This is a genomic window from Neptunicoccus cionae, assembly GCF_002860325.1.
GTDB lineage: Bacteria > Pseudomonadota > Alphaproteobacteria > Rhodobacterales > Rhodobacteraceae > Amylibacter > Amylibacter lutimaris.
Map to the genome: position 1 here is coordinate 713,253 of NZ_PKOJ01000001.1, position 26,629 is coordinate 739,881.

General features: G+C 57.1%; 29 protein-coding genes and 1 riboswitch. Of the genes, 13 read left to right on the forward strand and 16 right to left on the reverse strand.

Going from position 1 to position 26,629, the window contains the following annotated elements:
- The first annotated feature begins 215 nt into the window (after positions 1-215).
- Both C0U40_RS03340 and C0U40_RS03345 read left to right on the forward strand, forming a co-directional pair.
- Positions 216-1,310, forward strand: coding sequence for an OmpA family protein (locus tag C0U40_RS03340; RefSeq protein WP_101654309.1), 1,095 nt, complete (start codon positions 216-218; stop codon positions 1,308-1,310).
- Complete coding sequence (locus C0U40_RS03345) at positions 1,307-1,828, forward strand: hypothetical protein (RefSeq protein ID WP_101654310.1); 522 nt, start codon at positions 1,307-1,309, stop codon at positions 1,826-1,828. Before C0U40_RS03340 ends, C0U40_RS03345 begins: the two co-directional genes overlap by 4 nt.
- Before the next feature lie 19 nt (positions 1,829-1,847).
- Here the strand turns inward: C0U40_RS03345 and cmk are convergent, their stop codons facing one another.
- The 9 genes from cmk to C0U40_RS03390 all read right to left on the reverse strand — a co-directional run bounded on the left by cmk (position 1,848) and on the right by C0U40_RS03390 (position 10,700).
- Positions 1,848-2,474, reverse strand: coding sequence for a (d)CMP kinase (gene cmk / locus C0U40_RS03350; protein ID WP_101654311.1), 627 nt, complete (start codon positions 2,472-2,474; stop codon positions 1,848-1,850).
- Positions 2,475-2,545: 71 nt separating this feature from the next.
- Positions 2,546-3,886 (reverse strand): 3-phosphoshikimate 1-carboxyvinyltransferase, encoded by a 1,341-nt coding sequence (gene aroA / locus C0U40_RS03355; protein ID WP_101654312.1) that lies wholly within the window; start codon positions 3,884-3,886, stop codon positions 2,546-2,548.
- Positions 3,887-3,997: 111 nt separating this feature from the next.
- Complete coding sequence (gene trmB / locus C0U40_RS03360; protein WP_101654313.1) at positions 3,998-4,711, reverse strand: tRNA (guanosine(46)-N7)-methyltransferase TrmB; 714 nt, start codon at positions 4,709-4,711, stop codon at positions 3,998-4,000.
- Positions 4,712-4,797: 86 nt separating this feature from the next.
- The gene (gene metK, locus C0U40_RS03365; RefSeq protein ID WP_101654314.1) at positions 4,798-5,964 is read right to left on the reverse strand and encodes a methionine adenosyltransferase; all 1,167 of its coding nucleotides are present in this window, start codon (positions 5,962-5,964) and stop codon (positions 4,798-4,800) included.
- 4 nt (positions 5,965-5,968) lie between these two features.
- A riboswitch (SAM-SAH riboswitch) is annotated at positions 5,969-6,018 on the reverse strand.
- A gap of 33 nt (positions 6,019-6,051) precedes the next feature.
- Entirely contained in the window at positions 6,052-7,557 is a 1,506-nt protein-coding gene (gene lnt / locus C0U40_RS03370) for an apolipoprotein N-acyltransferase (RefSeq protein WP_286134755.1), read from the reverse strand.
- Complete coding sequence (locus C0U40_RS03375) at positions 7,550-8,416, reverse strand: hemolysin family protein (protein WP_101654316.1); 867 nt, start codon at positions 8,414-8,416, stop codon at positions 7,550-7,552. Before C0U40_RS03375 ends, lnt begins: the two co-directional genes overlap by 8 nt.
- A 40-nt stretch (positions 8,417-8,456) precedes the next feature.
- Entirely contained in the window at positions 8,457-8,963 is a 507-nt protein-coding gene (gene ybeY, locus C0U40_RS03380) for an rRNA maturation RNase YbeY (protein ID WP_286134756.1), read from the reverse strand.
- Positions 8,964-8,966: 3 nt separating this feature from the next.
- A complete protein-coding gene (locus tag C0U40_RS03385) occupies positions 8,967-9,968 on the reverse strand; it encodes a PhoH family protein (RefSeq protein WP_101654801.1) in 1,002 nt (333 codons plus the stop codon).
- A 159-nt stretch (positions 9,969-10,127) separates the two neighbouring features.
- A complete protein-coding gene (locus tag C0U40_RS03390; RefSeq protein WP_101654317.1) occupies positions 10,128-10,700 on the reverse strand; it encodes a hypothetical protein in 573 nt (190 codons plus the stop codon).
- 69 nt (positions 10,701-10,769) lie between these two features.
- On the opposite strand from C0U40_RS03390, the gene C0U40_RS03395 reads away from it, so the two are divergent.
- Positions 10,770-11,225 carry a MarR family winged helix-turn-helix transcriptional regulator gene (locus C0U40_RS03395; protein ID WP_101654318.1) on the forward strand — a complete coding sequence of 152 codons (456 nt, stop codon included), beginning with the start codon at positions 10,770-10,772 and terminating at the stop codon, positions 11,223-11,225.
- A gap of 53 nt (positions 11,226-11,278) precedes the next feature.
- On the opposite strand, the gene C0U40_RS03400 is transcribed toward C0U40_RS03395, so the two are convergent.
- Positions 11,279-12,349: an alcohol dehydrogenase family protein gene (locus tag C0U40_RS03400; protein ID WP_101654319.1), complete on the reverse strand. Its 1,071-nt coding sequence runs from the start codon at positions 12,347-12,349 to the stop codon at positions 11,279-11,281.
- 80 nt (positions 12,350-12,429) lie between these two features.
- Here C0U40_RS03400 and C0U40_RS03405 point away from each other — a divergent pair, with 80 nt between their 5' ends.
- The gene (locus C0U40_RS03405) at positions 12,430-12,948 is read left to right on the forward strand and encodes a TetR/AcrR family transcriptional regulator (RefSeq protein WP_286134757.1); all 519 of its coding nucleotides are present in this window, start codon (positions 12,430-12,432) and stop codon (positions 12,946-12,948) included.
- A gap of 73 nt (positions 12,949-13,021) precedes the next feature.
- On the opposite strand, the gene C0U40_RS03410 is transcribed toward C0U40_RS03405, so the two are convergent.
- From C0U40_RS03410 to C0U40_RS03425, 4 genes are all read right to left on the reverse strand, one after another.
- Positions 13,022-13,306: a hypothetical protein gene (locus C0U40_RS03410; protein WP_180957604.1), complete on the reverse strand. Its 285-nt coding sequence runs from the start codon at positions 13,304-13,306 to the stop codon at positions 13,022-13,024.
- Positions 13,307-13,320: 14 nt separating this feature from the next.
- Complete coding sequence (locus C0U40_RS03415; RefSeq protein ID WP_435673778.1) at positions 13,321-13,884, reverse strand: OmpA family protein; 564 nt, start codon at positions 13,882-13,884, stop codon at positions 13,321-13,323.
- Positions 13,885-14,086: 202 nt separating this feature from the next.
- Positions 14,087-15,406, reverse strand: coding sequence for a tRNA (N6-isopentenyl adenosine(37)-C2)-methylthiotransferase MiaB (miaB, locus tag C0U40_RS03420; RefSeq protein ID WP_101654321.1), 1,320 nt, complete (start codon positions 15,404-15,406; stop codon positions 14,087-14,089).
- Positions 15,407-15,504: 98 nt separating this feature from the next.
- Positions 15,505-15,879 (reverse strand): MucR family transcriptional regulator, encoded by a 375-nt coding sequence (locus C0U40_RS03425; RefSeq protein WP_101654805.1) that lies wholly within the window; start codon positions 15,877-15,879, stop codon positions 15,505-15,507.
- Positions 15,880-16,139: 260 nt separating this feature from the next.
- On the opposite strand from C0U40_RS03425, the gene C0U40_RS03430 reads away from it, so the two are divergent.
- Entirely contained in the window at positions 16,140-17,000 is an 861-nt protein-coding gene (locus C0U40_RS03430; RefSeq protein WP_101654806.1) for a glycosyltransferase family 2 protein, read from the forward strand.
- A 74-nt stretch (positions 17,001-17,074) separates the two neighbouring features.
- On the opposite strand, the gene irr is transcribed toward C0U40_RS03430, so the two are convergent.
- The gene (gene irr / locus C0U40_RS03435) at positions 17,075-17,509 is read right to left on the reverse strand and encodes a Fur family transcriptional regulator Irr (protein WP_101654322.1); all 435 of its coding nucleotides are present in this window, start codon (positions 17,507-17,509) and stop codon (positions 17,075-17,077) included.
- A 199-nt stretch (positions 17,510-17,708) separates the two neighbouring features.
- On the opposite strand from irr, the gene fabA reads away from it, so the two are divergent.
- Genes fabA through C0U40_RS03450 form a run of 3 tightly spaced genes read left to right on the forward strand, consistent with a single transcriptional unit; the run spans position 17,709 to position 20,292 of the window.
- Positions 17,709-18,215 (forward strand): bifunctional 3-hydroxydecanoyl-ACP dehydratase/trans-2-decenoyl-ACP isomerase, encoded by a 507-nt coding sequence (fabA, locus tag C0U40_RS03440; RefSeq protein WP_101654323.1) that lies wholly within the window; start codon positions 17,709-17,711, stop codon positions 18,213-18,215.
- A gap of 39 nt (positions 18,216-18,254) precedes the next feature.
- Positions 18,255-19,484: a beta-ketoacyl-ACP synthase I gene (fabB, locus tag C0U40_RS03445; RefSeq protein ID WP_101654324.1), complete on the forward strand. Its 1,230-nt coding sequence runs from the start codon at positions 18,255-18,257 to the stop codon at positions 19,482-19,484.
- A gap of 19 nt (positions 19,485-19,503) precedes the next feature.
- Positions 19,504-20,292: an enoyl-ACP reductase FabI gene (locus tag C0U40_RS03450; protein WP_101654325.1), complete on the forward strand. Its 789-nt coding sequence runs from the start codon at positions 19,504-19,506 to the stop codon at positions 20,290-20,292.
- A gap of 30 nt (positions 20,293-20,322) precedes the next feature.
- Here C0U40_RS03450 and C0U40_RS03455 read toward each other — a convergent pair whose 3' ends face one another.
- Positions 20,323-20,724, reverse strand: a complete 402-nt coding sequence (locus C0U40_RS03455) for a VOC family protein (protein WP_101654326.1) — start codon at positions 20,722-20,724, stop codon at positions 20,323-20,325.
- 127 nt (positions 20,725-20,851) lie between these two features.
- On the opposite strand from C0U40_RS03455, the gene C0U40_RS03460 reads away from it, so the two are divergent.
- From C0U40_RS03460 to preA, 5 genes are all read left to right on the forward strand, one after another.
- The gene (locus tag C0U40_RS03460) at positions 20,852-21,541 is read left to right on the forward strand and encodes a haloacid dehalogenase type II (protein WP_101654327.1); all 690 of its coding nucleotides are present in this window, start codon (positions 20,852-20,854) and stop codon (positions 21,539-21,541) included.
- 67 nt (positions 21,542-21,608) lie between these two features.
- A complete protein-coding gene (locus C0U40_RS03465) occupies positions 21,609-22,589 on the forward strand; it encodes a threonine ammonia-lyase (protein ID WP_101654328.1) in 981 nt (326 codons plus the stop codon).
- Positions 22,589-23,803, forward strand: a complete 1,215-nt coding sequence (locus C0U40_RS03470; protein ID WP_101654329.1) for an endonuclease/exonuclease/phosphatase family protein — start codon at positions 22,589-22,591, stop codon at positions 23,801-23,803. Before C0U40_RS03465 ends, C0U40_RS03470 begins: the two co-directional genes overlap by 1 nt.
- A gap of 164 nt (positions 23,804-23,967) precedes the next feature.
- A complete protein-coding gene (locus C0U40_RS03475; protein ID WP_101654330.1) occupies positions 23,968-25,308 on the forward strand; it encodes an NAD(P)-dependent oxidoreductase in 1,341 nt (446 codons plus the stop codon).
- A gap of 2 nt (positions 25,309-25,310) precedes the next feature.
- Complete coding sequence (gene preA, locus C0U40_RS03480; protein WP_101654331.1) at positions 25,311-26,615, forward strand: NAD-dependent dihydropyrimidine dehydrogenase subunit PreA; 1,305 nt, start codon at positions 25,311-25,313, stop codon at positions 26,613-26,615.
- The last annotated feature ends 14 nt before the right edge of the window (positions 26,616-26,629 follow it).

Below are 26,629 nucleotides of genomic sequence, written 5' to 3' on the forward strand. Positions count from 1 at the left end.
AGATTTGTCCGTTCTACAAGGGAAAAGCGGCCCAATCCCCTTGTGCAGCAGGGTTTCGCCCCTTGTGCGCTGCTACAGAATACCATGATTAAAGTGACGGGGCGTGAAAGGCCCGACCTTTTCAAACCGTTGTGTTAAAACGCAATCTGACGTAGGGTTTCTGTAATTAATACCCAAATAAGTTCAATTTTAGTCCAATTCGTAGGGTTTTCGCCATGGGCATCTCTTTATTCGGAAACAGGCTGCGTGCAATCATTGCAACCGCCGCTTTCTGTGCGGCAGTTCTTCCCGCGCAAGCACAGACAGATCCATTCGCAGGCGGCTGGACCTTGAAGAACGACCAGTCTTCACTGGATTTCCAGTCAGTCAAGAACCAGACCACAGTTGAAAGCAGCAGTTTTGCGACCTTTACGGGGACCATTGCGGAAACCGGTGATGCCACAGTGACTGTTATGCTGGAAAGCGTGGATACCAAGATTGACTTGCGTAACGTGCGGATGCGGTTCCTTTTCTTTGAAAGCTTCCAGTATCCAGAAGCAGTCATCACGGCGCGGCTTGATCCGGCGCAACTGTCCGACTTGCCTACGGTGCGGCGCAAGACCCTGTCGCTGCCTTATTCGCTTGATTTGCACGGCGTGCAAAAAGAGGCGACAGCAGATGTAGTTGTGACGTTGATAAGTGATGATCTGGTTTCAGTTGCCACCAAGACGCCTATTTCCGTTGCTGCATCGGATTTCAATCTGATGGGCGGTGTGGAGAAGCTGGAAGATGCTGCGAATGTGGATATCATCCCTTCGGCTACTGTCACCTTCGACTTCGTATTCGCCAGAAACGAGGTTCAGGGGACCACTGCGCCTGCAAACGAGCCTGAAAGCCAGACGGAACCGGAACAACCGGCCCAGGTTGCGCTGGAACCGACGGGGAATTTTTCTGCCGAAGCCTGCATCGGGCGGTTCGAGATTCTGTCCCGCTCGAACAACACCTATTTCAAGTCGGGCTCGGCGCGACTTGACGGCAAAAGCGAACCCTTCCTTGTCAGCATTGCAGACATCGTAAAACGCTGCCCTGACATGGTGGTTGAGGTAGGCGGGCACACCGATAGCGTGGGGTCGGATGCGGCGAATATGCGCCTTTCGGAACGTCGCGCAGCTTCGGTGTTACGCAATCTGGTGGACAAGGGCGTACCGGCGGAAAATCTCACGAGTGCGGGTTACGGCGAGAGCCAGCCAAAAGCAGACAACAGCACCTCCAAGGGACGCTGGAAAAACCGCCGAATCGAATTTCGCGTGATTAAGGGTGCGACTGAATGAGAATAACTGGTTTCGTTGTGGCGCTGGGACTGACCCTGTCATCCGGTGCTGTTTTTGCGGCCCTGTCGGTAGAGCCAACTCTCAAACCGGCACCGGTTGCAGACATTCAGAAATACGCCGCCCTTGAGATCGTCGGCGGCGATACCCCTGCGCAAGAACCGATATCGGAGCAAGAAGAAGCCGAACCGGAGCCGGCTGATGCACAAGTGGTTGAGGAACCGGCGCCACCGGTGGTGTTTTCCACACCTCTGACTTCGGGCGGGCCGGATGTAGAGGGGCTTACGCTGGAGCAACTTATTGAAGGCTCCCCCCTTTTTCCACCAATTGAAGGCCTTCCTGAACAACTGTGGAAAGGCAAAGCCTGTTCCACCTGTCACCAGTGGCAACGGGCGGATCTTTGCGATCAGGCAAAACGGTATTTACCTGAAGCCGCGCAGGATGCGTTGAAAAAACAGCATCCCTATGGGGGAGCGTTGAAGTTGCATCTTAAGGCCTGGGCGGCAAACGATTGCCAGTAGAAACCGGCCCGATCGCAGATTAGCGTTTGGCGTCGATAACGGCGATTGCTTCGGCCACGGCCTCTGCGATGCTCATGTCCGAGGTGTCCAGAAGATGCGCATCTTCCGATGCAACCAGCGGCGCAGATTCCCGCTCGCTGTCCCGTTTGTCCCGTGCGATTACATCTGCCAGAACACCTTCATAGCTGGTATCCTCGCCCCGTTCTTCCAGTTCTTTGAATCGCCGTTCGGCGCGGCGTTCGGTGCTGGCGGTTACGAAAAGCTTCACATCCGCATCGGGGCAGATAACCGTGCCAATGTCGCGCCCATCCAGAACAGCGCCGCCGGTGCGATTTGCGAACTCCCGCTGGAACGCCACAAGGTTTTGCCGCACTTCGGGAATTGCAGCCACCTTGCTGGCGGCTTGAGCGACCGCAGCAGTGCGCAGATCGGTACGTTCCAGATCTTCGGGTTTCAACTCTTTGGACAGTTCGATTACCCGTTCGGGATCAAGGGAGGGTCCGATGCTCGCGAGTGCGGCGCGTCCGACAGCGCGATAGAGCAGGCCCGTGTCCAGATGCGCAAAGCCGAAATGGGCGGCAACCGCCTTGGAGACCGTTCCCTTACCTGCCGCAGCAGGGCCGTCGATTGCCACGATAAAGCTCATAACACATCCCTTTTCTACCTGAGTAGATCACGCGGCCCCACTTTAGCAAGCCGCGATCCCGATCGGTTCAGTCAGTCGCGTGAAATCGCCGCCCCGAGATTGTTCATCAAATCTTCAAAAATCGGGAAGCTTGTTGCAATCGCGCCCCCGTCGTCAATGCAAACCGGTTTGGCGCTGGCCATTCCGAGACACAGAAAGGACATGGCGATCCGGTGATCCAGGAATGTTTTGGCGGTTCCACCACCCGGCACGTCGCCTTCCATCCCGTGAACGATCATATAGTCCGGCCCCTCTTCCACCGTGACACCCATGGCTTCCAGCCCGCGGGCCATTGCGTCAATGCGGTCGCATTCCTTGACACGCAGTTCGGCAATACCGCGCATAACGGTCTTGCCCTTGGCAAAGGCTGCCACGACAGACAGGATCGGGTATTCGTCGATCATGCTGGGCGCGCGGGCAGGGGGGACTTCGATGCCTGTAAGACCGGAGGCTTTCACCCGCAGGTCTGCCACGGGTTCTCCGCCTTCTTCGCGGCGGTTTTCAAAGGCAATGTCCGCACCCATTTCCACCAGTGTATCCAGCAGCCCTGCACGGGTCGGGTTCAGCCCGATATTGGGCAATAGCACCTCTGATCCTTCGACGATCAGCGCCGCGCAGACTGGAAAGGCGGCAGAACTCGGATCGCGTGGCACAGCAATTGTCTGCGCCTTTAGTTCCGGCTGGCCCTGAAGAGTGATCTCATACCCCTCGTCCGTTTTTACTGTTTCGATCTGTGCGCCAAAGCCGCGCAGCATCCGTTCCGAGTGGTCGCGGGTCGCCTCTTTTTCGATCAAAACTGTCTCGCCCGGCGTGTTCAGGCCTGCCAGCAGCACCGCGGATTTGATCTGTGCCGAGGCATGGGGGCTGGTATAGCGCACCGGAACCGGATTTTTTGCGCCCACCAGTGTCAGTGGCAGAAAGCCGTTCTGACGCCCGACCGCCTGCGCACCGAACAGGGACAGCGGCTCGGTGATCCGGCCCATCGGACGGGACCGCAGGCTGGCATCGCCGGTAAAGGTGGCATTGATCGGAGTGGTGGCCATGGCCCCCATGATCAGCCGCACACCGGTCCCTGCATTGCCGCAATCAATCACGTCATCCGGTTCGGCAAACCCGCCAACGCCGACACCATGCACAGACCACGCCTGTTCGCCGGTGCGCGTTACTTCCGCCCCGAAAGCTGCCATCGCCTTGCCTGTGTCCAGAACATCCTGACCTTCCAGCAGGCCGGTTATCTTGGTCTCTCCCACCGAAAGCGCCCCGAGGATAAACGACCGGTGGGACACGGATTTGTCACCGGGAATAACAGCAGACCCTTTCAGGGGGCCTGACTTGCGGGATGTCATCGGGATTGGGGCGCCGTGGCCTGACATGCGGATCACCTTTGTGAGTTCTTTTTCCAGCCTATATCGCACAGTGGATACAAGGTCTAGAATTGGAAACCGGCAAAGCGCAAAAGCCGCAGGGCCGGCTTTGCGCCACTGTCAGAGTTTGCGGAAGGTCATGTAATGGGGCGTGCGGCCTTCGCGCAGGGCTTTTTGTTCGTAGCGGGTGGAAATCCAGTCCGACCACGGTTTGCGCCAGTCCTCCGGACCTTCGGCCAGCCACTCGAAATCGTCCCGGTTCATCATTTGCTCCATCGTCTGGCGCACATAATCGGGAATATCCGTGGCAACGCGGAAAATCGCACCGGACTTCAGGCATTTTGCGAGAGGGTCCAGATGTTCCGGTGTCACAAAGCGGCGGCGGTGGTGGCGTTTCTTCGGCCACGGATCGGGATAGAGCAGAAAGGCCCGCTCGATCGAGCCTTCGGGCAACACGTCCATCATGTCTCGCGCATCACCGGGATGCACCGCCAGATTGGTCACACCGGCCTTGCGGATCTTGCCCAGCAGGGTGGCAACGCCATTGATGTAAGGTTCGCAACCGATGATCCCCACATCGGGATTGCTGGCGGCCTGATGCACCACGTGCTCGCCACCGCCAAAGCCGACTTCCAGCCAGACCGGACGCGCGCCGAACAGGGCTTTCAGGTCCAGCGGTGTACGGTCGGGGTTTTCTTCCCATGTCACACCTTTCGGGGCCAGCCCCTCCAGATCTTCCGCCAGATAGCGTTCGTGGGACTGGTGCAGGCCCTTGCCCTTGGTGCGCCCGTAGAAGTTGCGCCACGGGGCGCCGGATACGTGTTTTTCTCTCATGGGAGGGGCGATAAAACAAAAAGGCTCCGGACGCAATCCGGAGCCTGTCTTTTGCTTCTGTTGCCCGAAGGCTGCGAAGTCGCGGTTTAAACGGCGCTTTTCAGAGCGTCGGTCAGGTCGGTGCGCTCCCAGCTGAAACCGCCGTCTTCGGTCGCGGCGCGGCCGAAGTGGCCGTAAGCAGCCGTGCGCTGGTAAATCGGGCGGCGCAGTTGCAGATGCTCGATAATGCCCCGCGGTGTCAGGTCCATTGCCTGTGCCACAGCCTTTTCGATTTCAGCTTCGGGTACTTCGCCGGTGCCGTGGGTGTCACAATAGATCGACAGCGGTTTGGCAACGCCGATAGCGTATGACAGTTGCAGGGTACAGCGTTTCGCAAGACCCGCAGCAACCACGTTTTTCGCCAGATAGCGCGCAGCATAGGCCGCAGAACGGTCTACCTTGGTCGGGTCTTTGCCTGAAAACGCGCCGCCACCGTGCGGCGCTGCGCCGCCATAGGTGTCTACAATGATCTTGCGTCCTGTCAGGCCCGCATCCCCGTCCGGCCCGCCAATGACAAATTTTCCTGTCGGGTTTACGTGCCATTCCGTTTCAGGTGAAATCCACCCGTCTGGCAGGGTTTTGCGGATATAGGGTTCAACTACATCGCGCACATCCGCCGAAGACATGGAGTCATCGAGATGCTGGGTCGAGAGCACGATGGAGGTTACGCCGACAGGTTTGCCATCTACGTATTTCACGGAGAGTTGGGATTTCGCGTCCGGACCAAGTTGCGGGGTGGCGCCAGAGTGGCGTGCTTCTGCCAGATCGCGCAGAACTGCGTGGCTGTAGTGAATCGGCGCAGGCATGAGTTCGGGGGTTTCCGAACAGGCATAGCCGAACATGATACCCTGATCACCTGCGCCGTCTTTGTCGACACCTTGGGCGATATGGGCGGATTGTTCGTGCAGCAGATTGTCGATCTCAACGGTTTCCCAGTGAAAGCCGTCTTGTTCATAGCCGATCTTCTTCACACAGTCGCGCACGATACCGTCAACGCTTTCCATGACCCCGGCAAGTTTATCCTTGGAAGCCAGCCCGACCTCACCGCCGATGACAACGCGGTTGGTGGTCGCAAAAGTTTCACAGGCCACACGGGCCATTTCTTCCTCGCTCAGCAGAGCGTCGAGAATTGCATCTGAAATACGGTCACAAATTTTATCGGGATGGCCCTCGGAAACGGACTCCGAGGTAAAAAGGTAGTTATTTCGGGACATGTAGTGCTCCAGTTTGAAAGAATTTGCCACGTCAGGAAGCCGTTGTGACATTCATTCCAAAAGGTCTATGGGGGGGCGTTGAGGAGGTCAATGCCTATTAGAGGATTCACGTTCTTGTGCGCGGGGGCGTTTCAGCGCAGCGCCGGCTAGCAACAAAAGTGCCAGTGCGATCCAAAGTCGCTCTCCGAACCGGCTGTAAAGCGTCGGCGCAAGCGGTTCTGTCAGTCTCACGTCAGCAAAGCCGTCTGTATTGAGCGCCAGCGCCTGTAACACCTGTCCGTAAGGATCGATCATGGCAGAAACGCCGGTATTGGCAGCGCGGGCCAGTGGCAGCCCCTGTTCCACCGCACGGGCGCGGGCCTGGACAAGATGTTGGTAGGGGCCGGAAAAGCTGCCAAACCAAGCATCATTGGTGATGTGAAGTAGCCATTCAGGACGCTGACCCTGCACTTGGGCATAACCCGGAAAGATTGCTTCGTAGCATATCATGGGCAGGTAGGGTGGCAGGCCCGGCAGGTCGATCACGCGCGCACCGTCACCTGAGGCAAAGCCGGTGCCATCTTTTGCAGCCAAGCCATAGATGCCGAACTTTGCAGCAATATCGGCCATTGGCACATATTCGCCAAAGGGAACAAGGTGATGCTTGTCATAGGTCGCGGCTACATCACCATTTCTGTCCAGATGGATCAGCGTGTTATAAAGCTCCAGCCCGTCAGGGCGCTGGATGCCGCCAATGAACTGTGTGTCCTGCACGGCGGCGCGCACCATTTCCATGCCGCGCGGGTGTTCGCCGTAGGCAAAGGGCAGGGCGGTTTCGGGCCAGATCACCACATCCACCGGCGCGTTAAATCCGGCGGACAGGGACAGGCTGCGCTGGAAGAAGCGGGCCACGTGATCGGGGTGCCATTTCAGGCGTTGTTCTGCGTTGGGTTGTACCAGCCGCAGGGTAACATCGCGAAGAGGGACCGGATCATCCGGCAGCCGCGCCGCGCCAATTCCCCAGACGGCCAGCAGCGCACCGACCAGAGTTGCGCCCCGAAGCCAGCGGTTCGACCACAATAAGGGCAGCACGCCAATGGCAAGCGTCAGCATTCCCAGACCATGTGGACCCACAAAGGCGAGAAGTTGGAACACTGGCGTATCCGACCACACATAGGCCAGCAAGCCCCAGGGAAAGCCGGTGAATACATGGGCGCGCAGGAATTCTGCCAGCGTCAGGCTCGCTACCAGCGCCATAAGTCGCGCCTTTCCGGTGAATTGTGCGGCGACACCAAATCCGAGCCCCCAGAACAGCCCCAAACCCACCGCCAGAAACAGCAGGGCGAACGGGGCCATCCAGCCGTAAACTTCGGGCTCGACAAAGAAAGGTTCCACAATCCAGAACATGGAGCCCGCAAAATACGCTGTACCCGCCAGCCAGCCGAGCCGGAAGCCCGAGAGCCAGTTTGGTGTGCGCAGCAATAAGCCCCCCAGTACGGGCAACCCGACAACGACACCAATCGGGAAGGAAAACGGGGCCTGCCCCAAGGCCAGCAACAGCCCGGCACACAGGATCAGCGCCTGAGACTGCCACTTGCCCAAGGGTTTAGACACGTGCAGGGTCGCGGGTCACACGCAGGCGTTTGATCCGGCGGGGATCTGCATCGATGATCTCGAATTCGATGCCGCTCGGGTGGGGGATGATTTCCCCTTTTGCCGGAACGCGGCCCGTCAGCATGAAAACAAGGCCGCCAAGCGTATCGATTTCCTCGCCGTCATCATCTGCAAGAGATCCCATATCGAGCATCTGTTCGAACTCCGACAGGGAAGCGCGGGACTGCGCAAGATAGACGCCGGGTTTTTCCTCTGCCCACATGACATCCTCTTCGGTGTCATGTTCGTCGACGATTTCCCCGAGCACGGTTTCCACCAGATCCTCGATCGTTAACAGTCCATCTACCCCGCCATACTCGTCGATGACGAGAGCCATGTGAATCCGGTCTGCCTGCATTTTCTGCAACAACACACCGATGGCCATTGAGGGTGGAGCGAAGAGCAACGGTCGCAGCATCGGTTTGATCGCAAAATCCCTGCCGGTACCGTTAAACCCGTATTTCAGGGCGAAATCTTTCAGGTGGATAAAGCCGACAGGATTGTCGAGCTGGTCCTTATAGACCGGCAACCGTGAATAACCGCTTTCCTTGAACACCTTTACAAGCTCGTTCAGCTCGATGTCCTGGGAAACGGCGGTCACATCCGCACGGGGCACGGCAACATCTTCCAGCCGCATGAATTGCAAGTTGCGCAAATCACCCGTGGGCAGGTTGGATTGTTCCAGTGTTTCCGGTGTTTCAATAAGGTCCGGGGATTTTGTCCCGGAAAAGAGGCGCTTGAAAAAGCCGCCTGTCTGGTCCTGATCCTCGGACTGCGCGCCAGGCGCTGCCCCAGAAGATCCGTCGATTGTGTCGCCCATGGCTCCTATCCGAAAAACGCGCCTGAAAAGCGGCGCGGGGTTAATATGGGTCTGCAATGCCCAAAGATGCAAGTATCTTCGTCTCCAAACCTTCCATCCGTGCTGCATCTGCATCGGTTTCATGATCGAAACCAAGTAAATGCAGACACGAATGTGCCAACAGATGGGTCAGGTGGTCTTCAAATTCAAGTTTTCCGGCCTCGGCTTCTTTCAGGCAGGTGTCATAAGACACGGCAATGTCGCCCAGTTCGCTGTCCATCGGGTTGGTCAGAATGTCAGGCGGGGGGGCGGGCTCGTCGCCTTCAACCAGCGGAGCGAGTTCAAACGCAGGCCATGACAGAACATTGGTCGGGGCCGGTTTGCCGCGAAATTCCGCGTTCAGTTCGGCGATCCGTGCATCATCACAGGCGAGCACCGAAACCTCGTAACCCTTGCCTGACAGCCCGCGCTCGGCAAAAACCGCACCGATCGCACGGTTGCATAAACGGGTGAGCGGCACGTCGTTCCAGCGTTCGTCCTCTATCAGGACATCAATACTTGCGGGCACGGGTCAGCCGCCGGTCTTGGCGTGTTTGTCATAGGCTTGGATGATCCGTGCCACCATCGGGTGACGAACCACGTCTTCGGCCTTGAACTTGGTCATTCCGACACCCTTGACGCCTTGCAACACCCTTTCCGCCTCGACCAGTCCGCTCGGGACGCCGCGGGGCAGGTCAACCTGTGTGGTGTCACCGGTGATCGCCATATGGCTGCCTTCACCCATGCGCGTCAGGAACATTTTCATCTGCATGGTCGTGGCATTTTGCGCTTCGTCCAGCACGATAAAGGAATTGGACAGGGTGCGGCCACGCATGAACGCAAGCGGGGCAATTTCAATCCGTTTTTCTTCGATCAGTTTGGCCACCTGTTTGGCTGGCAGGAAATCGTTCAGCGCATCATAAAGCGGCTGCATGTAGGGATCGACCTTGTCCTTCATGTCGCCGGGCAGAAAACCCAGACGCTCGCCTGCTTCTACCGCCGGACGGCTGAGAAGAATACGATCCACATGGCCTTCAATGAACATGGAAACACCAGCCGCCACCGCGAGATAGGTCTTGCCCGTGCCCGCCGGTCCCAAACCGAATACAAGTTCGTTCTTGAAAAGGTTCTGCACATAGGCCCGCTGTGTAACGGTGCGGGGTTCGACTGTTTTCTTGCGGGTGCGGATTTCGTAGCCGCCTCCCGGAAACATCTCTTTCTGATCGCCTGCACGGTTTCCCGTGTTCTGCTCTGCCCGACCCATACGGATCGCGGCATCAATGTCACCCGCTTCCACGTCGCGGCCCTGTTCCAGCCGCTGGTAAAGCATTTGCAGGGCCTCCCGCGAACGAAACACCGCATCGGTTTCGCCGTGCACATCCAGTTCGTTGCCACGACGGATGATTTGCACGCCAAGGGCGGATTCGATTTGGGTGAGGTTCTTGTCAAATTCGCCGCAAAGATCAATCAGCAGGCGGTTGTCAGGGAAAATCAGATTGCTTTCGGGGTCGCCGGCCGAAATGTCCGGCACCATCGGGGCGGTTGTCGCCAAAGAAGTCTCCTAAGTCAAAGCGTGAACCTATTAGCTACATGGTGCAAAAACCCACCGTCCACCGCAAGGGTCAATTCTCCTTATAGGCGGAAATTCACAAGAAAATGCGATGGCCTCTCGGGAAGGTGATGCAAGCCCCTGTTAGCCGATGTTCGCTTTGCCCAGCACCCGGCCTGTGGCCGACGTGAGAACGGATATCAACAGCAGGGCCATACCGGCTGTGATCAGCCCGAATTTCAGTACTGCGAAGGCCGAATAGGGCAAGGCCAGCCAATCTGCAAACCCTGTCGGGTTTACAAGCATGACGAAGGACCATCCGTTTTCGATCATGTCGCTGATGCCACCAAGCACAAAGGATAGTCCGGCCAGCACACCCGCCTTCCGCCCGAGACTTCCTTCTCTGCCGAGCCGTGCCAGCAGGGTGCAGACAAACAGGCCGATTCCCAGAAACCCGAGGATGAATGCAAAATCAATCAGCTGTGTTCTTGTGTAGATATCCAGTGTGCCCGCCTCGGACATAATGGCGTAATAGCCCTTGATAGTCTCCCCGCTGAAGGAGGTCTGTCCGGTCATGTAATCGACCGGATGCTTTGAAGCAGCATAGCTGGCATCAAGTTTCCCTTTCGTCCACTGGAACCAAAAAATTGAAAAGACAGCCAAAGCCCCGTGTGCGGGCAAGGGCAGGCCGGTAATGCGACTAAAAGAACGAAACATGATATCTCCATTTGTATTCCTTGGAATGTATGTACATTCTGCGGAATATAATTTCAAGAGGATTCTCTCGTGGCGGAGTTAACTGGCCCTATTGTTGCGGAATGTGCGACATGGCTCTCTATTGTCAGCAAGCTGTTCAATACCCGTATGGGGGAATTGCTGGCACCCCACGGGTTGACGCCCGGACAGTTCAGTATCCTGCATCACCTGACGAGACAGCGACTGGAGGGAGAGCACAGTATTTCCCAAATCGCTGCGGCGGTGGAAGTCGAGCAACCGGCGGTTACGAAAACCATCAGCAAGTTCCAGAACCTCGGACTTGTGGAAATCGTGGCACACCCAAGCGACAAACGCTCGAAACTGGTGCGTCCGACGCCAGAGGCTGACAGGCTGCTCGGGGCAATCTATCAGAATATCGGTCCGGACCTTTTTAAGGTTTTTAACAGCCTGAATGGCACGGATATCGAAGGTTTTGCAGCGCAGTTGAAAACGCTCGGCCAGTGGATGGATAAAAACCGGCTGTGATCGTGCTAAAAAAAACACCTGTACTCTGCAAAAGGGGAAGTTCGGGTTCGGGACTATCCGGAAATCGAAATCGCAATTTTGCCCATATGTGATTTTTCAAGGAAGGCTTCCTGCGCAGCGGGCAATTCCCGCAGGGTATAGGTTTCGGCAACGACAGGCCGGATTTTCCCTGCTTCAATATAGCTGACAAGGTCATTGAACACGCGGGGATCCTGCCGTGTGCTGCCGATGAGCGTCAGATCCTTTAGATAAAGGGTGCGCAGGTCCAACTCGACAATCGGTCCGGCAATTGCACCGGACGTCACATAACGGCCATGTGGTGCCAGAGTATCCAGCAATTCGGGCCAGCGGGTGCCGCCCACCAGATCGAGCACCACATCAAAAGAGTCGGAGCCAAAAGCTTCGTCGCGCAGCAGCGTGGCATCTGCGCCAAGCGCTTTCAGGGCTGCTGTTTTGGATGCGCTTGTGATGGCTGTTACATGAGCGCCGCGCCGTTTTGCAAGCTGTACCGCGGCAGAACCCACCCCGCCGGATGCGCCTGTGACAAGCACCCGTTCCGCGCCAACTCCGGCACGCTGGATCATCCCTTCGGCGGTAGAGAAGGCACAGGGAAAAGAAGCGAGGTCCGTATCGTTTAACGAGCTATCGATCTTAACTGCATTTTCCGAACCGACAGTAGTGTATTCGGCAAAAACGCCATCCCTTTCAGATCCGAACGTCACGAGCGAATCCGGTGCTGCACCTTTTGGGTGGTACATGGGGCGGACAAGAACGCGCTCTCCGATCCGCGAAGGGTCAACGTCTTCCCCCACGGCGATGATTTCGCCGCAGCAGTCTGCGCCCTGAATGCGCGGGAACTCCAGCGCCCCCGACCAGCCACCATCAGCGTCCGATGCACCGTCATAGCCTGTGGTGGCCGCAGAGCCGGTATCGCCGCGAACGGATTTTGAATACCAGCCGGTGCGGGTGTTCACGTCCGTGTTGTTCACCGCTGATGCGCCGACACGGATCAGTACCTCGCCCGCGCCGGCATTCGGGACCGGCACATCTTCGCGCCATTCCAGTTTATCCAATCCGCCGTGGCCTGTCAGGACGACAGCTTTCATTGTTTCAGGGATAGCCATGGGGGCAGTACTCCGATGTAGAATGGTTGCTCTACTTGCGCGGGTAGAGGAAACCTTCTACATCGTCAACCATGTCAGATATGATGGTCAAAATTTCTGCAGGGCTGGAGCGTGCATTTGCGCGCCGTGGCTTCGCAGAGCCGAGCGTGGAAGACTTGCGGGATGCCGCAGGCGTAAGCCTGCGCACCCTTTACAAATATACGCCTTCCCGCTCCCAAATGGTGCTGGCAGCCTTAGAACACCGACACCAACGGTATCTTGAGCGCGTGTTTACAGATTTACCGCAGGAATCCGGTGAAGCGCTTGACACTATCCTGTCAAGGGTTGGGGAGTGGATGGTGTCAGAGACTTCGCACGGTTGTCTTTTTCACGCCGCAGTGGCCGCTTATCCGGCCAGCCTGCCCTTGCGCGACCTTTTGGAGGGCCACAAGGCCGAGGTTGCCAAAAAAGCAGCAGTTGCCTGCGGGATACCCGAAAAAGGTATCGAACTTCTTGTACTTATTGAGGGGCTGACCCAGGTCTGGTCCTTGCAGGGTCCACGCGCCTTGGATGCCGCCAAACTCTTGGGCCGTGCGCTCCTGGACCGCCACGAATCCTGAACACTTCAACTGCGCGCCCAACGAAAAAGACCAGCCCGAAGGCTGGTCTTTGGTGTGTTCTGTCGTGTGACGCTTAAATCGGGTCGGACCCTTTTTTGAAATCGCCCACAGCCATGCCCGGTTCGGCAATGCCGGAACAGACAGGTTTGCCGTATTTGTCGAGACGCGCAGAGAGATAACCCTCTACGCCGTCGTCGATAATCCAGTGGTCACACCCTCGCGGGTCAACCCAGATGCCGGCGTTCAGTTCGCTGACAGGGTGGGAGTCAAAGCCCCGGTCCACTGTTTTGTTCTGCTTGTCACAGGCCGCCAGAGCAACAGCGGCGCCGAGAATAAGAATGCTCGTCTTGATTGTCATAGTCCTAACCTTCCTCAGCGCACGCAGGTGATTTCAACGCGGCGGTTCTGCTTTTTACCCGCTGCGGTTCTGTTGGACGCAACCGGAACACGTTCACCGTACCAGCGGATCTGGGCCCGTTTCCCGACTTGGGTCGCAACTTTGGCAACGGCGCGGGCGCGGTTTTCAGACAGGCGCATGTTGTACGCATCGCTGGCATCGCTGTCGGTGTGGCCGTCAATGATGAAAGATGTTGCTGTTGCTTCCTTGAAGAATTGCGCCAGACGGTTCCGGCCCGCAGCGCTGATAGCATAGCGGTCCACTGCGAAAAGCTGGTCGGTGTTCATCACGGCGCAAGGGTTGCCACGACGACAGACCGGAATCCCGTCCCGTGTGACGTGCGGGGTCATATACCCTTCAACACCGTCGTCCATGACCCAGTGCTCGCAGCCGTCCGGATCAACCCAGACGCCTGGTACGTATCTTTCGCCGGTGGCTTGGGTGGATTTGCGAACCACAACTTCGTCGGCAAAGGCCGATCCCGCAAACACAAGACACCCGACTGCTGCAACAACTATTTTTACAGATCGGTTAAACACTGCAATTTCCCTTCACTTCCAACGAATATAAAAGCCGGATCGCGCTCAAAATGACGCAATTCTCCCTATTGTGGGTAAGGGTAACAAATTTCTATAAATTGTGAAGAAAAAAATGAGAACCACTAGGTTTAGTTTTGGAAACAAAACATGCCCATTAATCCTCTTTGATCACAGAACGTGTTTAATCAGCCGATCTACAGCGTCAAACCAACTCTGCAGCGAGAGAGTTGCGTTCCGACCACAAGACCTTGGCCTGTACGATTTTACCCACTTGATCAGGAGACGCATCCATATGGACGGCATGAAGAAATTCGGACTTGCCGATCATCTGCCCCGGATTGCGGCCCGGTTTTTCCAGCAGAACAGGTAGGGTTTTGCCAACCATCGAATTCTGGAAATCTGCCTGATGTTCGCTCAGCAGTGCCTGTAGCCGTGCAAGACGGTCGTTTTTTTCTGCTTCGTCTACATGAGAGCGATCTGCGGCAGGTGTGCCCGGGCGGGGAGAGTATTTGAAGGAATAGGCCTGACCATAGCGCACTTCACGGCACAGATCGAGTGTCGCCTGAAAATCCTCTTCGGTTTCACCCGGAAAGCCAACGATAAAGTCGCCGGAAAGCGCGATGTCAGGCCGTGCGGCGCGGATGCGTTCGATCAGCGCCAGATATTCTGCGGCAGTATGTTTGCGGTTCATCGCCTTTAGAACCCGGTCGCTGCCCGCCTGAACCGGCAGGTGCAAGTAAGGCATCAGCTTTTCACAATCGCCATGGGCGGCAATCAGGTCATCATCCATGTCGTTGGGGTGGCTGGTGGTAAAGCGGATGCGCTTTAATTCGTCGATTTTGGCCAGTTCGCGGATCAGCTGTGCCAAGCCCCATTCGCGCCCGTCATGGGTGCCGTGGTAGGCGTTGACGTTCTGGCCAAGCAGATTGATCTCTACCACGCCGCGTTCCACCAGATCACGGGCTTCCGCAAGGATTTGTTCCACCGAACGGGAGACTTCCGCCCCGCGTGTGTAAGGCACGACGCAAAACGCACAGAATTTGTCACAGCCTTCCTGAACCGTCAGAAAGGCGGAAGGCGCGCGGCGCGCTTTGGGGCCACGGGGCAGATGGTCGAATTTGTCTTCTGCCGGAAATTCCGTATCAACCTGCGCTTTGACCTGCCCGATCTTGGCTTCCATTTCCGGCAGGCGGTGGTAGGCCTGCGGCCCCACAACCAGATCGACCATCGGCTGGCGGCGGATGATTTCCTCGCCTTCGGCCTGTGCCACACAACCGGCCACCCCGATTTTCAGATCGGGATTTGCGGCCTTGAACGGTTTGTAGCGCCCCAGTTCGGAGTAAATCTTTTCCGCGGCCTTTTCCCGAATGTGGCAGGTGTTGAGAAGGATCATGTCCGCCCCTTCGGGCGTGTCTGTCTCTACATATCCTTGCCCGCCTAGGGCCGAGACCATCCGTTCGCTGTCATAGACATTCATCTGGCAGCCGTAGGTTTTGACAAAGAGCTTCTTGGGTTCAGACATAACACGCACCGATTGATTGGGGGCAAATCCCCGTCAGATCGCAGGCTCTACACGCAAAACGGGCGATCGGCAACGGTTAGCGGTCAAAGCGCCTTCGCTCAGCGGTTCCGCCCCAGCCCACTGGCCTTGGCAAGTTCCTGCCGCTTGGCGGCGTAATTTGGTGCTACCATGGGGTAGTCCGTCGGCAGCCCCCATTTTGCGCGATATTCCTCGGGCGAGAGATCGTATTTGGACTTGAGATGTTTTTTCAGCATTTTGAACGCCTTGCCATCTTCCAGACAGATAATGTGATCAGGAGTTACGCTGTCTTCGACGGGTACGGCGGGCATGGTGTCATTCGCATGGCCATGGCTGTTCTGATAGATCTGGGTCACTTTTTGATGAACCACGTCCATAACTGTGGCGATCTGATCCAGATCGACCTTGTTCCCTTGCAGATAGGCGGACACGATCCGCGTAGTGTGCGTCATCATATCCGAATCCATACGTTCCACAGTTTGCTTCATGTTTGAACCTTCCAGCCTTAGACGGGCTAGCCTGATTGCTGGCCAGCGTTGGACACTTTCGTATTGAAGCTAGGCGGGGCAAGAGACATTTCAAGGAAGAAGGCAGCCAATGCGGTTTGCGCCAAGCGGCCGGTCAGGCTTGCGGTTATCTGTCGTTTGCGGCATTTTGCACCGCAAACGCCGGTTCGTTGAATGAAGGCGGGATTCAGGTAGCAGGCAGGGTTTTTATGAAGGCAGAATCGCTGGATACTTTCCTCAAGAAACAGGCGGGAGCGCTCTTGAAAGGGCCGGTCGCATTGGTATTTGCCGAGGATGAGATCGGTCTGGGTGCCACGCTCCGCCACCATGCGCGGATCGGGTTCGAGAATATCATCCTGCTGGCCCAAAAGGATACGGTGCTGCCTTCGGATTGCGTCGAGCTGTGCCATCATGTGGAGAATGATCCGGCTACTCAGGAAACGCTGGTGTCTGCTGTCAACAAAGCCATCGCTGCACTGGACGGGCGTTGGCTGTACTATTGCTACAACGGTGAATATCTGCATTTCCCTTTTTGCGAGACCCGTTCCATCAACGAATTGATAACCTTCATTTCCGAGGAACGCCGCAGTTCAGCCTTCACCTATGTGGTCGATCTTTATGCAGCCGATCTTGATAATAATCCTTACGGTTACTCGCTGGAGGATGCCCATCTGGATGCGTCGGGTTACTATGCATTGAACCGCTGGAAAGACGGAAAGGTGATGGAGCGGCAATTGTCCATCTACGGCGGGCTGAAGTGGAGGTTCGAGGAACATCTGCCTTGGGCCAAACGCCGTATCGACCGCGTTGCGCTGTTCTGTGCCAAGCCGGGATTGCAGATGGACGAGGACCAGATGTTCAATGATGAGGAATACAACACCTATCAATGCCCGTGGCATCATTCCGTTACGATTGCGATCTGTTCGTTCCGCACGGCCAAATATCTGAAGTCAAACCCCGGATCCACCTTTGAGGTGAACAGCTTTGCATGGGCCAAGTCACAGAAGTTCCGTTGGAATTCGCAACAGCTGATGGACTTGGGTCTGATGGAGCCGGGGCAGTGGTTCTAACTACCTATCAAGGCGCATCCTGCTTGGCCGTTACTTGACGGCACAGAACTTGCGTCCGGCCTGAGCGGACCGGATCAGGTGTCTTTTGTCAGGCGGATCACGACATCGACACGTGCGATGGACATGCCTTCAGGGGCTTCGGGTTCCTTGGCAAAGGCCACAGCACTTTTAGGAGCATCGGTGACGCTGCCGTTTTCTTCCCAGTAGTAATGGGGGTGTTCGTCCACGCGGGTATCAAAGTAGGAGCGGTGGCCGTCTACGGTAATCTCGTTCATCAGCCCCGCATCGCAAAAGGTGCGCAGCGTGTTATAAACCGTTGCCAGAGAAACCTGCGCCCCGTTTTCCGAGGCCGAGCCGTAAAGGCTCTCGGCGGTGACGTGACGGTTGCGACCGTCGCCTACCAGCAACTCGGCCAGAGCCAGCCGTTGCTTGGTCGGACGCACGTCCGCGCTCAAAAGCCACGCCCTGCCCAAGCTTTCGCTTGTATCGGTTGGTGTAGTGTCTTGCATAACTGCCTCTGGATAAATCCATAGATTTTCAGGGAATATGCCCCTAAAACGCCGCCAATTCAAACGCAAAAGGAAAACGGGCCTTTTACGGCGGCTGATTTGGCTTATATGGCGGGAACGGTGGCCTATTGCCAGCCTTGAGCGCACAATGGTAATACCACGGTTACGACAACGAAAAACTATCGGAGACAGGCCCTTTATGACAGATCGACCCACCAGCTTTGGATACGAAGACTTGCTGGCATGTGCCCGCGGGGAAATGTTCGGACCGGGCAATGCGCAATTACCCCTCCCTCCAATGCTGATGATGGACCGGATCACAGAAATCTCGGCTGATGGCGGAGAACATGGCAAGGGCCATGTGGTTGCCGAATTCGACATAAAACCTGATCTCTGGTTCTTTGACTGCCACTTTCCGGGAAATCCGATCATGCCGGGGTGTCTCGGTCTGGATGGTCTATGGCAATTGACCGGCTTCAATCTGGGCTGGCGCGGTATGCTGGGGCGCGGCATGGCGCTTGGCGTTGGTGAGGTCAAGCTGACAGGCATGGTCAAACCGGATCGCAAGATGCTGACCTATCATGTGGATTTCACGCGGGTGATCGACCGCAAGATCAAGGTTGGCGTGGCAAATGGTAAGGTTTTCGCCGATGGCGAGCCGATTTACACGGTCACAGATATGAAAGTCGGCCTGTCAGACGCCTGATCTGCCGACACCAAAGACATTAAGAAACAGGAGAGCACCATGCGTCGCGTAGTAGTCACAGGGCTGGGTATCGTTTCCTCTATCGGGAATAACGCAGAAGAGGTCACGGCCTCTCTCAAAGCGGGGAAGTCGGGTATCGTCGCCGCCCCTGAATACGCCGAACGGGGCTTTCGCAGTCAGGTTCACGGCAAGGTCGACATCGATGTGGCAGAGCACATCGACAAGCGTACCCTGCGCTTTATGGGACCGGGTTCGGCCTATGCCCATATCGCCTTGCAACAGGCGATTGCCGATGCGGGTCTGGACGAAGACGCAATCTCCAACATCCGCACCGGTCTGATCGCCGGTTCGGGCGGACCGTCCACCTCGGCCATGTTCACGGCGCACCAGACGGTTCTGGAAAAAGGCTCTCCGAAACGGATCGGGCCTTTTGCTGTGCCAAAATGTATGGGCTCTACTGTTTCTGCGAACCTTGCCACGGCGTTCAAGATCAAGGGGATCAACTATTCGATCACCTCGGCCTGTTCCACATCGCTGCATTGTATCGGATCGGCATCCGAACAAATCATGATGGGCAAACAGGACATTATGTTTGCAGGCGGTGGCGAGGAACTGGACTGGACCCTGTCCTGTCTGTTCGATGCGATGGGGGCGATGTCCTCCAAGTATAACGATACGCCGGAACTGGCCTCTCGTGCGTTTGACGCGGACCGCGACGGGTTCGTGATCGGCGGCGGCGGCGGTATGGTCGTGCTGGAGGACATGGACCATGCCATCGCGCGCGGTGCGAAAATCTATGCCGAGGTCACAGGCTTTGGCGCCACATCCGACGGGCACGACATGGTTGCCCCCTCCGGTGAAGGTGGAGAGCGGGCCATGCAACTGGCTGTCAGCACCCTGCCAGAAGGGCGCAAGGTCAGCTACATCAATGCACACGGCACATCCACACCTGTGGGGGACGTGGGCGAGGTTGAAGCCGTGCGCCGTGTCTTTGGCGAAGGCAGCACACCGCCGATCAGTTCCACCAAATCAATGACAGGTCACGCACAGGGTGCGACCGGCGCGATGGAAGCCATCTTCTGCCTGCTGATGCTGGAGCATGATTTCATCACACCGTCCATCAATGTGGTGAACCTCGATCCGGCCATCAATCCCGGTGAAATCGCGACCGAACTGGTGGAGAACGCGGGGCTGGATACGGTGATGACAAACTCTTTCGGGTTTGGCGGCACCAACGGCTCTATTCTGCTGAGCAAGTATAAAAACTGAGAGTGTTAGGAGCCAGCGCATGAGCGGTCCACTTCAAGGAAAACGCGGTCTCGTTATCGGGGTTGCCAACGACAAATCCATCGCTTGGGGCATCGCCAAAGCCGCAGCCGAAGCAGGGGCCGAGCTTGCCTTTACCTATCAGGCAGAAAATCTTGGCCGGCGGGTGATCCCGCTGGCTGAATCTGTTGGCTCTGATTTTGTGGTGCAGGCCGATGTCACGGATGAAGCTTCACTGGATGCGCTGTTCGCAACGCTGAAGGAAAAATGGGGCACATTCGATTTTCTGGTCCATGCGGTTGCCTATTCCGACAAGGACGAACTGACCGGCCGGTTCATCAACACCACACGGGCGAATTTCGCCAATTCGATGGAAATTTCCTGCTTTTCGCTGATTGATCTGTCCAAGCGGGCTGCGCCGCTGATGACGGCGGGCGGGACGATCCTGACCCTGACGTTCCAAGGCTCTACAACTGTGATGCCGAACTACAATGTGATGGGTGTTGCCAAAGCCGCGCTGGAAAGTGCTGTGCGCTATCTGGCGAATGATCTGGGACCGGACGGCATCCGTGTGAATGCGATCTCTCCGGGTCCGATGCGCACGCTGGCCGGCGCTGCGATTGGTGGTGCGCGTAAAACCTACCGCGCGACCGAGGCCAACGCGCCTCTGCGTTCTAATGCAACTTTGGAGGCGGTGGGCGGCACCGCCGTCTACCTCGCCTCTGACGCAGGCGCCTATACTTCCGGTGAGATCATCCATGTTGATGGCGGCTATCATGTGATTGGCATGGCCCAGCCGGAAAACCTGTAGGCTATTTGAGCCCCTGGCGATGCTAGGGGCTTACGACGCTTGCGTCATCAGGGCAAGTTTCGCCCCACCTGCATCGGTGATCACCGCCACGCGCCCTACATCGGGAATATCAAACACCGGGCGGTGCAAAGTGCCGCCGGATGCAACCACGGCGGCGACTGATTTGTCCACATCTTCCACGCCGATATAGGTCAGCCAGTGGGTCGGTACGCCGTCTAGATGAGGCATCGTGCCCATGTCCAGAAACCCCGCAATGGGACGTCCGTCCTGCATCGCAACAACATAGTCACCGCTGCCGTCGGCCAACGGCTTGCTGTCAAACGTCCATCCTGCCACGGCCGAGTAGAACGCTTTTTGAGCCTCCATATCGCGCAGATGCAATTCGGACCAGACGATGTCTCCGTGGCGATTGGTTGCAGTGTCTTGAGTCATGGTGTCCTCCGATTATGGCCCTTTTGCAGGGGTGATGGGATAGTTTATCACAAGCCTATCAGTCTGCCAAAAACCGTTTCCCCCCACGGGATCAAAATGCCAGTCTGGTGCAAAGAGGAGAAACTTAATGACCATCACGACTGCCATCTTCGACGCCTATGGAACCCTGTTTGACGTGTCCGCCGCCGCCCGCACAGCAGCGGGGGAGGCCGGACGCGAAGCACTGGCGGGATGCTGGCAGAAGCTGGCCAATGACTGGCGGCTGAAGCAACTTCAATATACTTGGCTGCGCGCTGTGGCGGATGCCCACGGAGATTTCTGGGATGTAACCCAAAACGGGCTGGACTGGGCGCTGGAGAATAACAACCTGCAAGGGGACAGCGAACTGCGCGAACGCCTGTTGCAACTGTACTGGGAGCTGGCGGCCTATCCCGAAGTGCCTGCCATGCTGGCACAGTTGAAAGAGGCGGGGCTGAACACGGCGATCCTGTCCAACGGATCACCAAAAATGCTGGATGGTGCGGTGCAATCTGCAGGGATCGGCGATCTTCTGGATGATGTGCTGTCTGTGGAAACTGTCGGCATCTTCAAGCCCCATAAATCGGTCTATGATCTGGTCGGCAAGCGGTTCGGCACTACGCCGGAACAGGTGTTGTTTGTGTCCTCCAACGGCTGGGACGCGGCCTGTGCCACGGGCTACGGGTTTTACACCACTTGGGTGAACCGTGCGGGAGAGCCTGTGGACCGGATGCCGTGGACTCCGCAGCAGGTTTTGGCCGATCTGACAACGATTCCCGAAATCGCCGCCAAAAACTAGCCGTTTCAAACTGTGTAAATCCCCCGTAGAAAGGCCAAAATCCCTCCCATCTAAGAACGGAATGCCGATGTCTACGATTCAAATGCTAAAAGCCGCCGAAAAACGTCTAAAGGGCCATGCACGGCGCACGCCGATGCTGACCTCGCCGTTTCTGGATGAGATCGCAGGTCGGCGGGTGCTGGTAAAGGCGGAATGCCTGCAACACACCGGATCGTTCAAATTCCGCGGCGCTTGGTCCGCCATTTCCGCCCTGCCAAAAGATGTGCGGAAAAACGGGGTAATCGCCTATTCTTCGGGAAACCACGCCCAGGGTGTGGCACTGGCTGCTGCACAGCATAAAATCAAGGCGGTGATCGTTATGCCGTCGGATGCGCCCAAAATCAAAATTGAGAACACTAAGGCGCTGGGCGCGAAAGTTGTTTTCTACGACCGCGAAACCGGAAGCCGCGAAGAAGCGGCGGAGAAAGCCAATGCTGACGGGGCGCTGACCCTGATCAAACCCTATGACGATCCCGAGGTGATTGCAGGACAAGGCAGCACCGGAATAGAGATTGTGTTTCAGGCCAAAGACCTGAAAGTGCGCGATGCCGAGGTGCTTGTTCCGGCTGGCGGTGGCGGTCTGGCATCGGGGATTGCTCTTGCACTGAAGGAATATGCCGAACTGCTTCGGGTGCGCACCTGTGAGCCGCAGGATTTCGACGACTACGCCCATTCCCTGCGGGCGGGACGTCCGGTCGTAAACAAGCGCCTTTCCGGTTCTTTGTGCGACGCGATCATTACCCCGACACCGGGTCTTCTGACCTTTCCTATCCTGAACCGCCTAGCCGGGCCGGGAATGGTTGTGACAGAGGATGAATGTCTGCACGCAATGGCTCTGGCCTTTCACCGTTTGCGCATCGTGCTGGAGCCGGGTGGCGCTGCGGGGCTTGCCGCTGCACTGTTCCACGGCGATGAAATTGACGGAGACGCGGTGATTGCTGTCGCCACGGGCGGAAATGTAGACAAAGAGGTGTTTGAAATGGCTCTTTCGAAATTCGGAGACATCTGATGCGTTATCCTGATCCCGCGAATGATTTTACCATTGCCAGTTTCAATGTGAAAAACCTGATCGGGCCGGATCAGGAGTATTACCGCTTTGAAAGCTACACGCCGGAAGAATATGCGTGGAAAGAGGATTGGTTGGCAGATCAGCTGCTGACCATGAATGCGGATATTGTCGGGTTTCAGGAAATCTTTGACCGCGCGTCCCTGTCGGCCGTTGTTCGGGAAACCAACGAAAGGGGCGCTGCGGCCAATGCGGATGTGATCCCGAGCCGCGACAAGCGGTATCACCGCAAGGCGATCTTCAAAAAGCTGAAATACGAAGGTTACGACAGCAACAGCATTTTCTTTGCCCCCAATGTGTTCAACGGAGAGCCGGGCAATCGCCGCCCCGGCCTGGCTATGCTGTCCCGTTTCGGGTTTGATGACGAACCCCAGATCGTGCAGGAACTACCGGTTCCCCTGACGATCGACTTTCCCCACATCGGCGGCGGAGAGGCGGGGCAATATACGCTGACAAAACTGTCCCGCCCTGTGATCAAGGCGCGCATTCCGGTGAACGGGCAGGTCATTACTGTGTTCAACTGCCATCTGAAATCCAAACTGGGAGAGTTTATCCGTCCCGAAGGTGCACCCTTTGCGCCCGAAGCCAACCTGCTGAACTATGATCCGGTAGGTCGTGCCTTGGGTGAGTTGCGATCCATGTTGCGCCGGACCGCCGAGGCTGCGGTGCTGCGGGAAATGATCGTGGCAGAGTTGAAGGCGGATCATCCGGTGTTTGTGCTGGGTGATATGAATGATGGCGATCATGCAGTGTCATCTGCGGTGATCACCGGAGAGCGGCCCTTCAAGAATTATGCGTGGATGCGCCGTCATGATGCAGAGCGGCGGAACGACCGCTACACGGATGAAGAAAACATCCAGATCACCGAAGCGATTGAATCTGTGCGCCTGACCAGTGCAGAGAAGCTGTTCGTGCGTAAATCCCTGCGGGATATGGTCTATACTTCGGCCTTTGGCGGCGTATTTGAAAGCATCGACCAGATCCTGATGTCCCGCCATTTCAACCCTGACAACCCCAATGCGATTGGCGGGATGGAGTATTTTTCCGTCTTTAACGATCACCTGACAGACGGCAGCCATGCAGAGGCCCCCTACAACAAACTGGCCTCCGACCATGGTCAGATCATGGCCCATATGCGGCTGAAACACCGAGTATGATCTTGTAAGGATCTGAAATATAACAATTTAATATCGCGACTATAAAACGGGCAGGGCGCGGGCGCTGCCCGTTTTTTCAGCATTTCTTGAAAATTTTACCAATTGATAAATAAAAAGACCTGTGCAAGGGTTTGAGTCTACCGAAGTTTTAACAGGGACTAGGCATGGGAAACTCTCCACATACGGATGGAATTGTAGCGGGCCGCATCAGCGCGGACGCCGTGGCGGACAATTTCAGCGACTTGCATCCGCCACTTGACGATCACGAAGCACTGGTGGCGGCGGACCGCTGTTATTTCTGCTATGATGCGCCCTGCCAGACGGCCTGTCCAACGTCGATTGATATTCCGTTGTTCATCCGCCAGATCGCAACCGGCACTGCGGAATCCGCTGCCGAGACAATCTTCGAGCAAAACATTTTGGGAGGAATGTGCGCGCGGGTCTGTCCGACAGAAACCCTGTGTGAAGAGGTCTGCGTGCGCGAGGTCGCCGAAGGCAAGCCGGTTCTGATCGGTCAGTTGCAGCGTTATGCCACCGACAAGGTGATGGCGCAGGGCAAGCATCCATTCACCCGCGCCGCCCCGACCGGAAAATCCGTTGCGGTTGTCGGTGCAGGCCCGGCCGGTCTGTCTGCCGCGCACCGTCTGGCGATGCTGGGCCATGATGTGGTGATGTTTGACGCACGCCCTAAAGGGGGCGGTCTGAACGAATACGGGATTGCGGCCTATAAATCTGTCGAAGGTTTCGCACAGGCCGAAGTGGACTGGCTGCTGCAAATCGGTGGCATCGAAATCCGCTACGAACAGAAGCTGGGAGAGAGCATCACGCTGGAAACCTTGCAAGGCCAGTATGATGCAGTGTTCCTCGGGGTTGGTCTTGGCGGCGTGAATGCGCTGCGGGCCGAAGGTGAAGACAAAGAGGGCGTGCGCGATGCGGTGGATTTCATCGCGGAACTGCGACAGGCCGATGATCTGACCAAACTGCCGGTAGGCCGCCGCGTGGTGGTGATCGGTGGCGGGATGACAGCCATTGACGCTGCTGTGCAATCCAAGCTGCTGGGCGCACAGGATGTGACAGTAGCCTATCGCCGCGACAAATCCGCGATGGGTGCCTCGGAGTTCGAACAGGTGCTGGCCACCAGCCATGGCGTGCGGATCGAATTCAACGCACAGCCTGTCCGTGTTTTGGGCAACGGCAAGGTGAGGGGCGTGGAATTTGCCCGCACCACCAGTGCAGGCGGAGAATTGACCCCGACTGGCGAGACCTTCGAGATTCCTGCGGATCAGGTGTTTAAGGCCATTGGCCAGACCCTGACCACAGATGCAGGTCTGACGGTTGAGCGGGGCAAGATTGCGGTTTCCGAAACGGGTCGTACTTCTGTGACCGGCGTCTGGGCTGGGGGCGACTGTGCCAGCGGCGGCGACGACCTGACCGTGACCGCCGTGGCCGAGGGCCGCGATGCGGCAATGGATATTCACGCAACACTTATGGGAAAGGGAGCGTAACAATGGCTGATCTGAGAAGCGAATTTGTAGGCATTAAATCCCCGAACCCGTTCTGGCTGGCCTCTGCCCCGCCGACCGACAAGGAATACAACGTCCGCCGCGCCTATGAAGCGGGCTGGGGTGGTGTGGTCTGGAAGACTTTGGGCGAAGAAGGCCCGCCGGTGGTCAATGTAAACGGTCCCCGCTATGGCGCGATATTTGGGGCGGACCGGCGCTTGCTGGGCCTGAACAACATCGAGTTGATCACCGACCGGCCCCTGCAGCAGAACCTGCGGGAAATCAAGGCGGTGAAGCGGGACTATCCCGACCGTGCGCTGGTGGTGTCCCTTATGGTACCCTGCGAGGAAGAGGCGTGGAAAGCCATCCTGCCGGTGGTGGAAGAAACCGGCGCTGACGGGATCGAGCTAAACTTTGGCTGCCCGCACGGCATGGCCGAACGGGGTATGGGGTCCGCCGTGGGGCAGGTGCCGGAATATATCGAAATGGTCACACGCTGGTGCAAGCAGAACACACGTATGCCGGTCATCGTGAAACTGACACCTAATATCACCGATGTGCGCTATCCCGCACAGGCAGCGAAGCGGGGCGGGGCGGACGCGGTCAGCCTGATCAACACGATCAATTCGATCACCAGCGTAAATCTGGACAGTTTCGCGCCGGAACCCACCATTGACGGCAAGGGCTCTCATGGCGGGTATTGCGGTCCGGCGGTGAAGCCGATCGCAATGAATATGGTCGCGGAAATCGCCCGCAGCCCTGAAACCGCCGGTCTGCCTATGTCCGGCATCGGCGGCATCACCACATGGCGCGATGCGGCAGAGTTCATGTCACTTGGTTGTGGCAATGTGCAGGTCTGTACCGCGGCGATGACCTACGGGTTCAAGGTGGTGCAGGAAATGATCAGCGGCCTTGGCCAGTGGATGGACGAAAAGGGCCATAGCAGCATCGACGATTTTGTCGGCCGTGCGGTTCCGAACGTGCGCGACTGGCAGCATCTGAACCTGAACCATGTGACCAAGGCACGGATCAGTCAGGACGACTGCATCAAATGCGGCCGCTGCTATGCGGCCTGCGAAGACACCTCCCATCAGGCGATTTCCATGTCGGCGGATCGCGTGTTCGAGGTAATGGACGACGAATGCGTGGCCTGTAATCTCTGCGTGAATGTCTGTCCCGTGGAAGGCTGCATCACCATGGAAACACTGGAACCCGGAATGGTGGATGAACGCACGGGGCAGGTTGTGTCGGGCGAGCATGGCGACTGGACCACACATCCCAACAACCCGAGCGTTGTTGCTGCCGAGTAAGGATCGAGTATTTA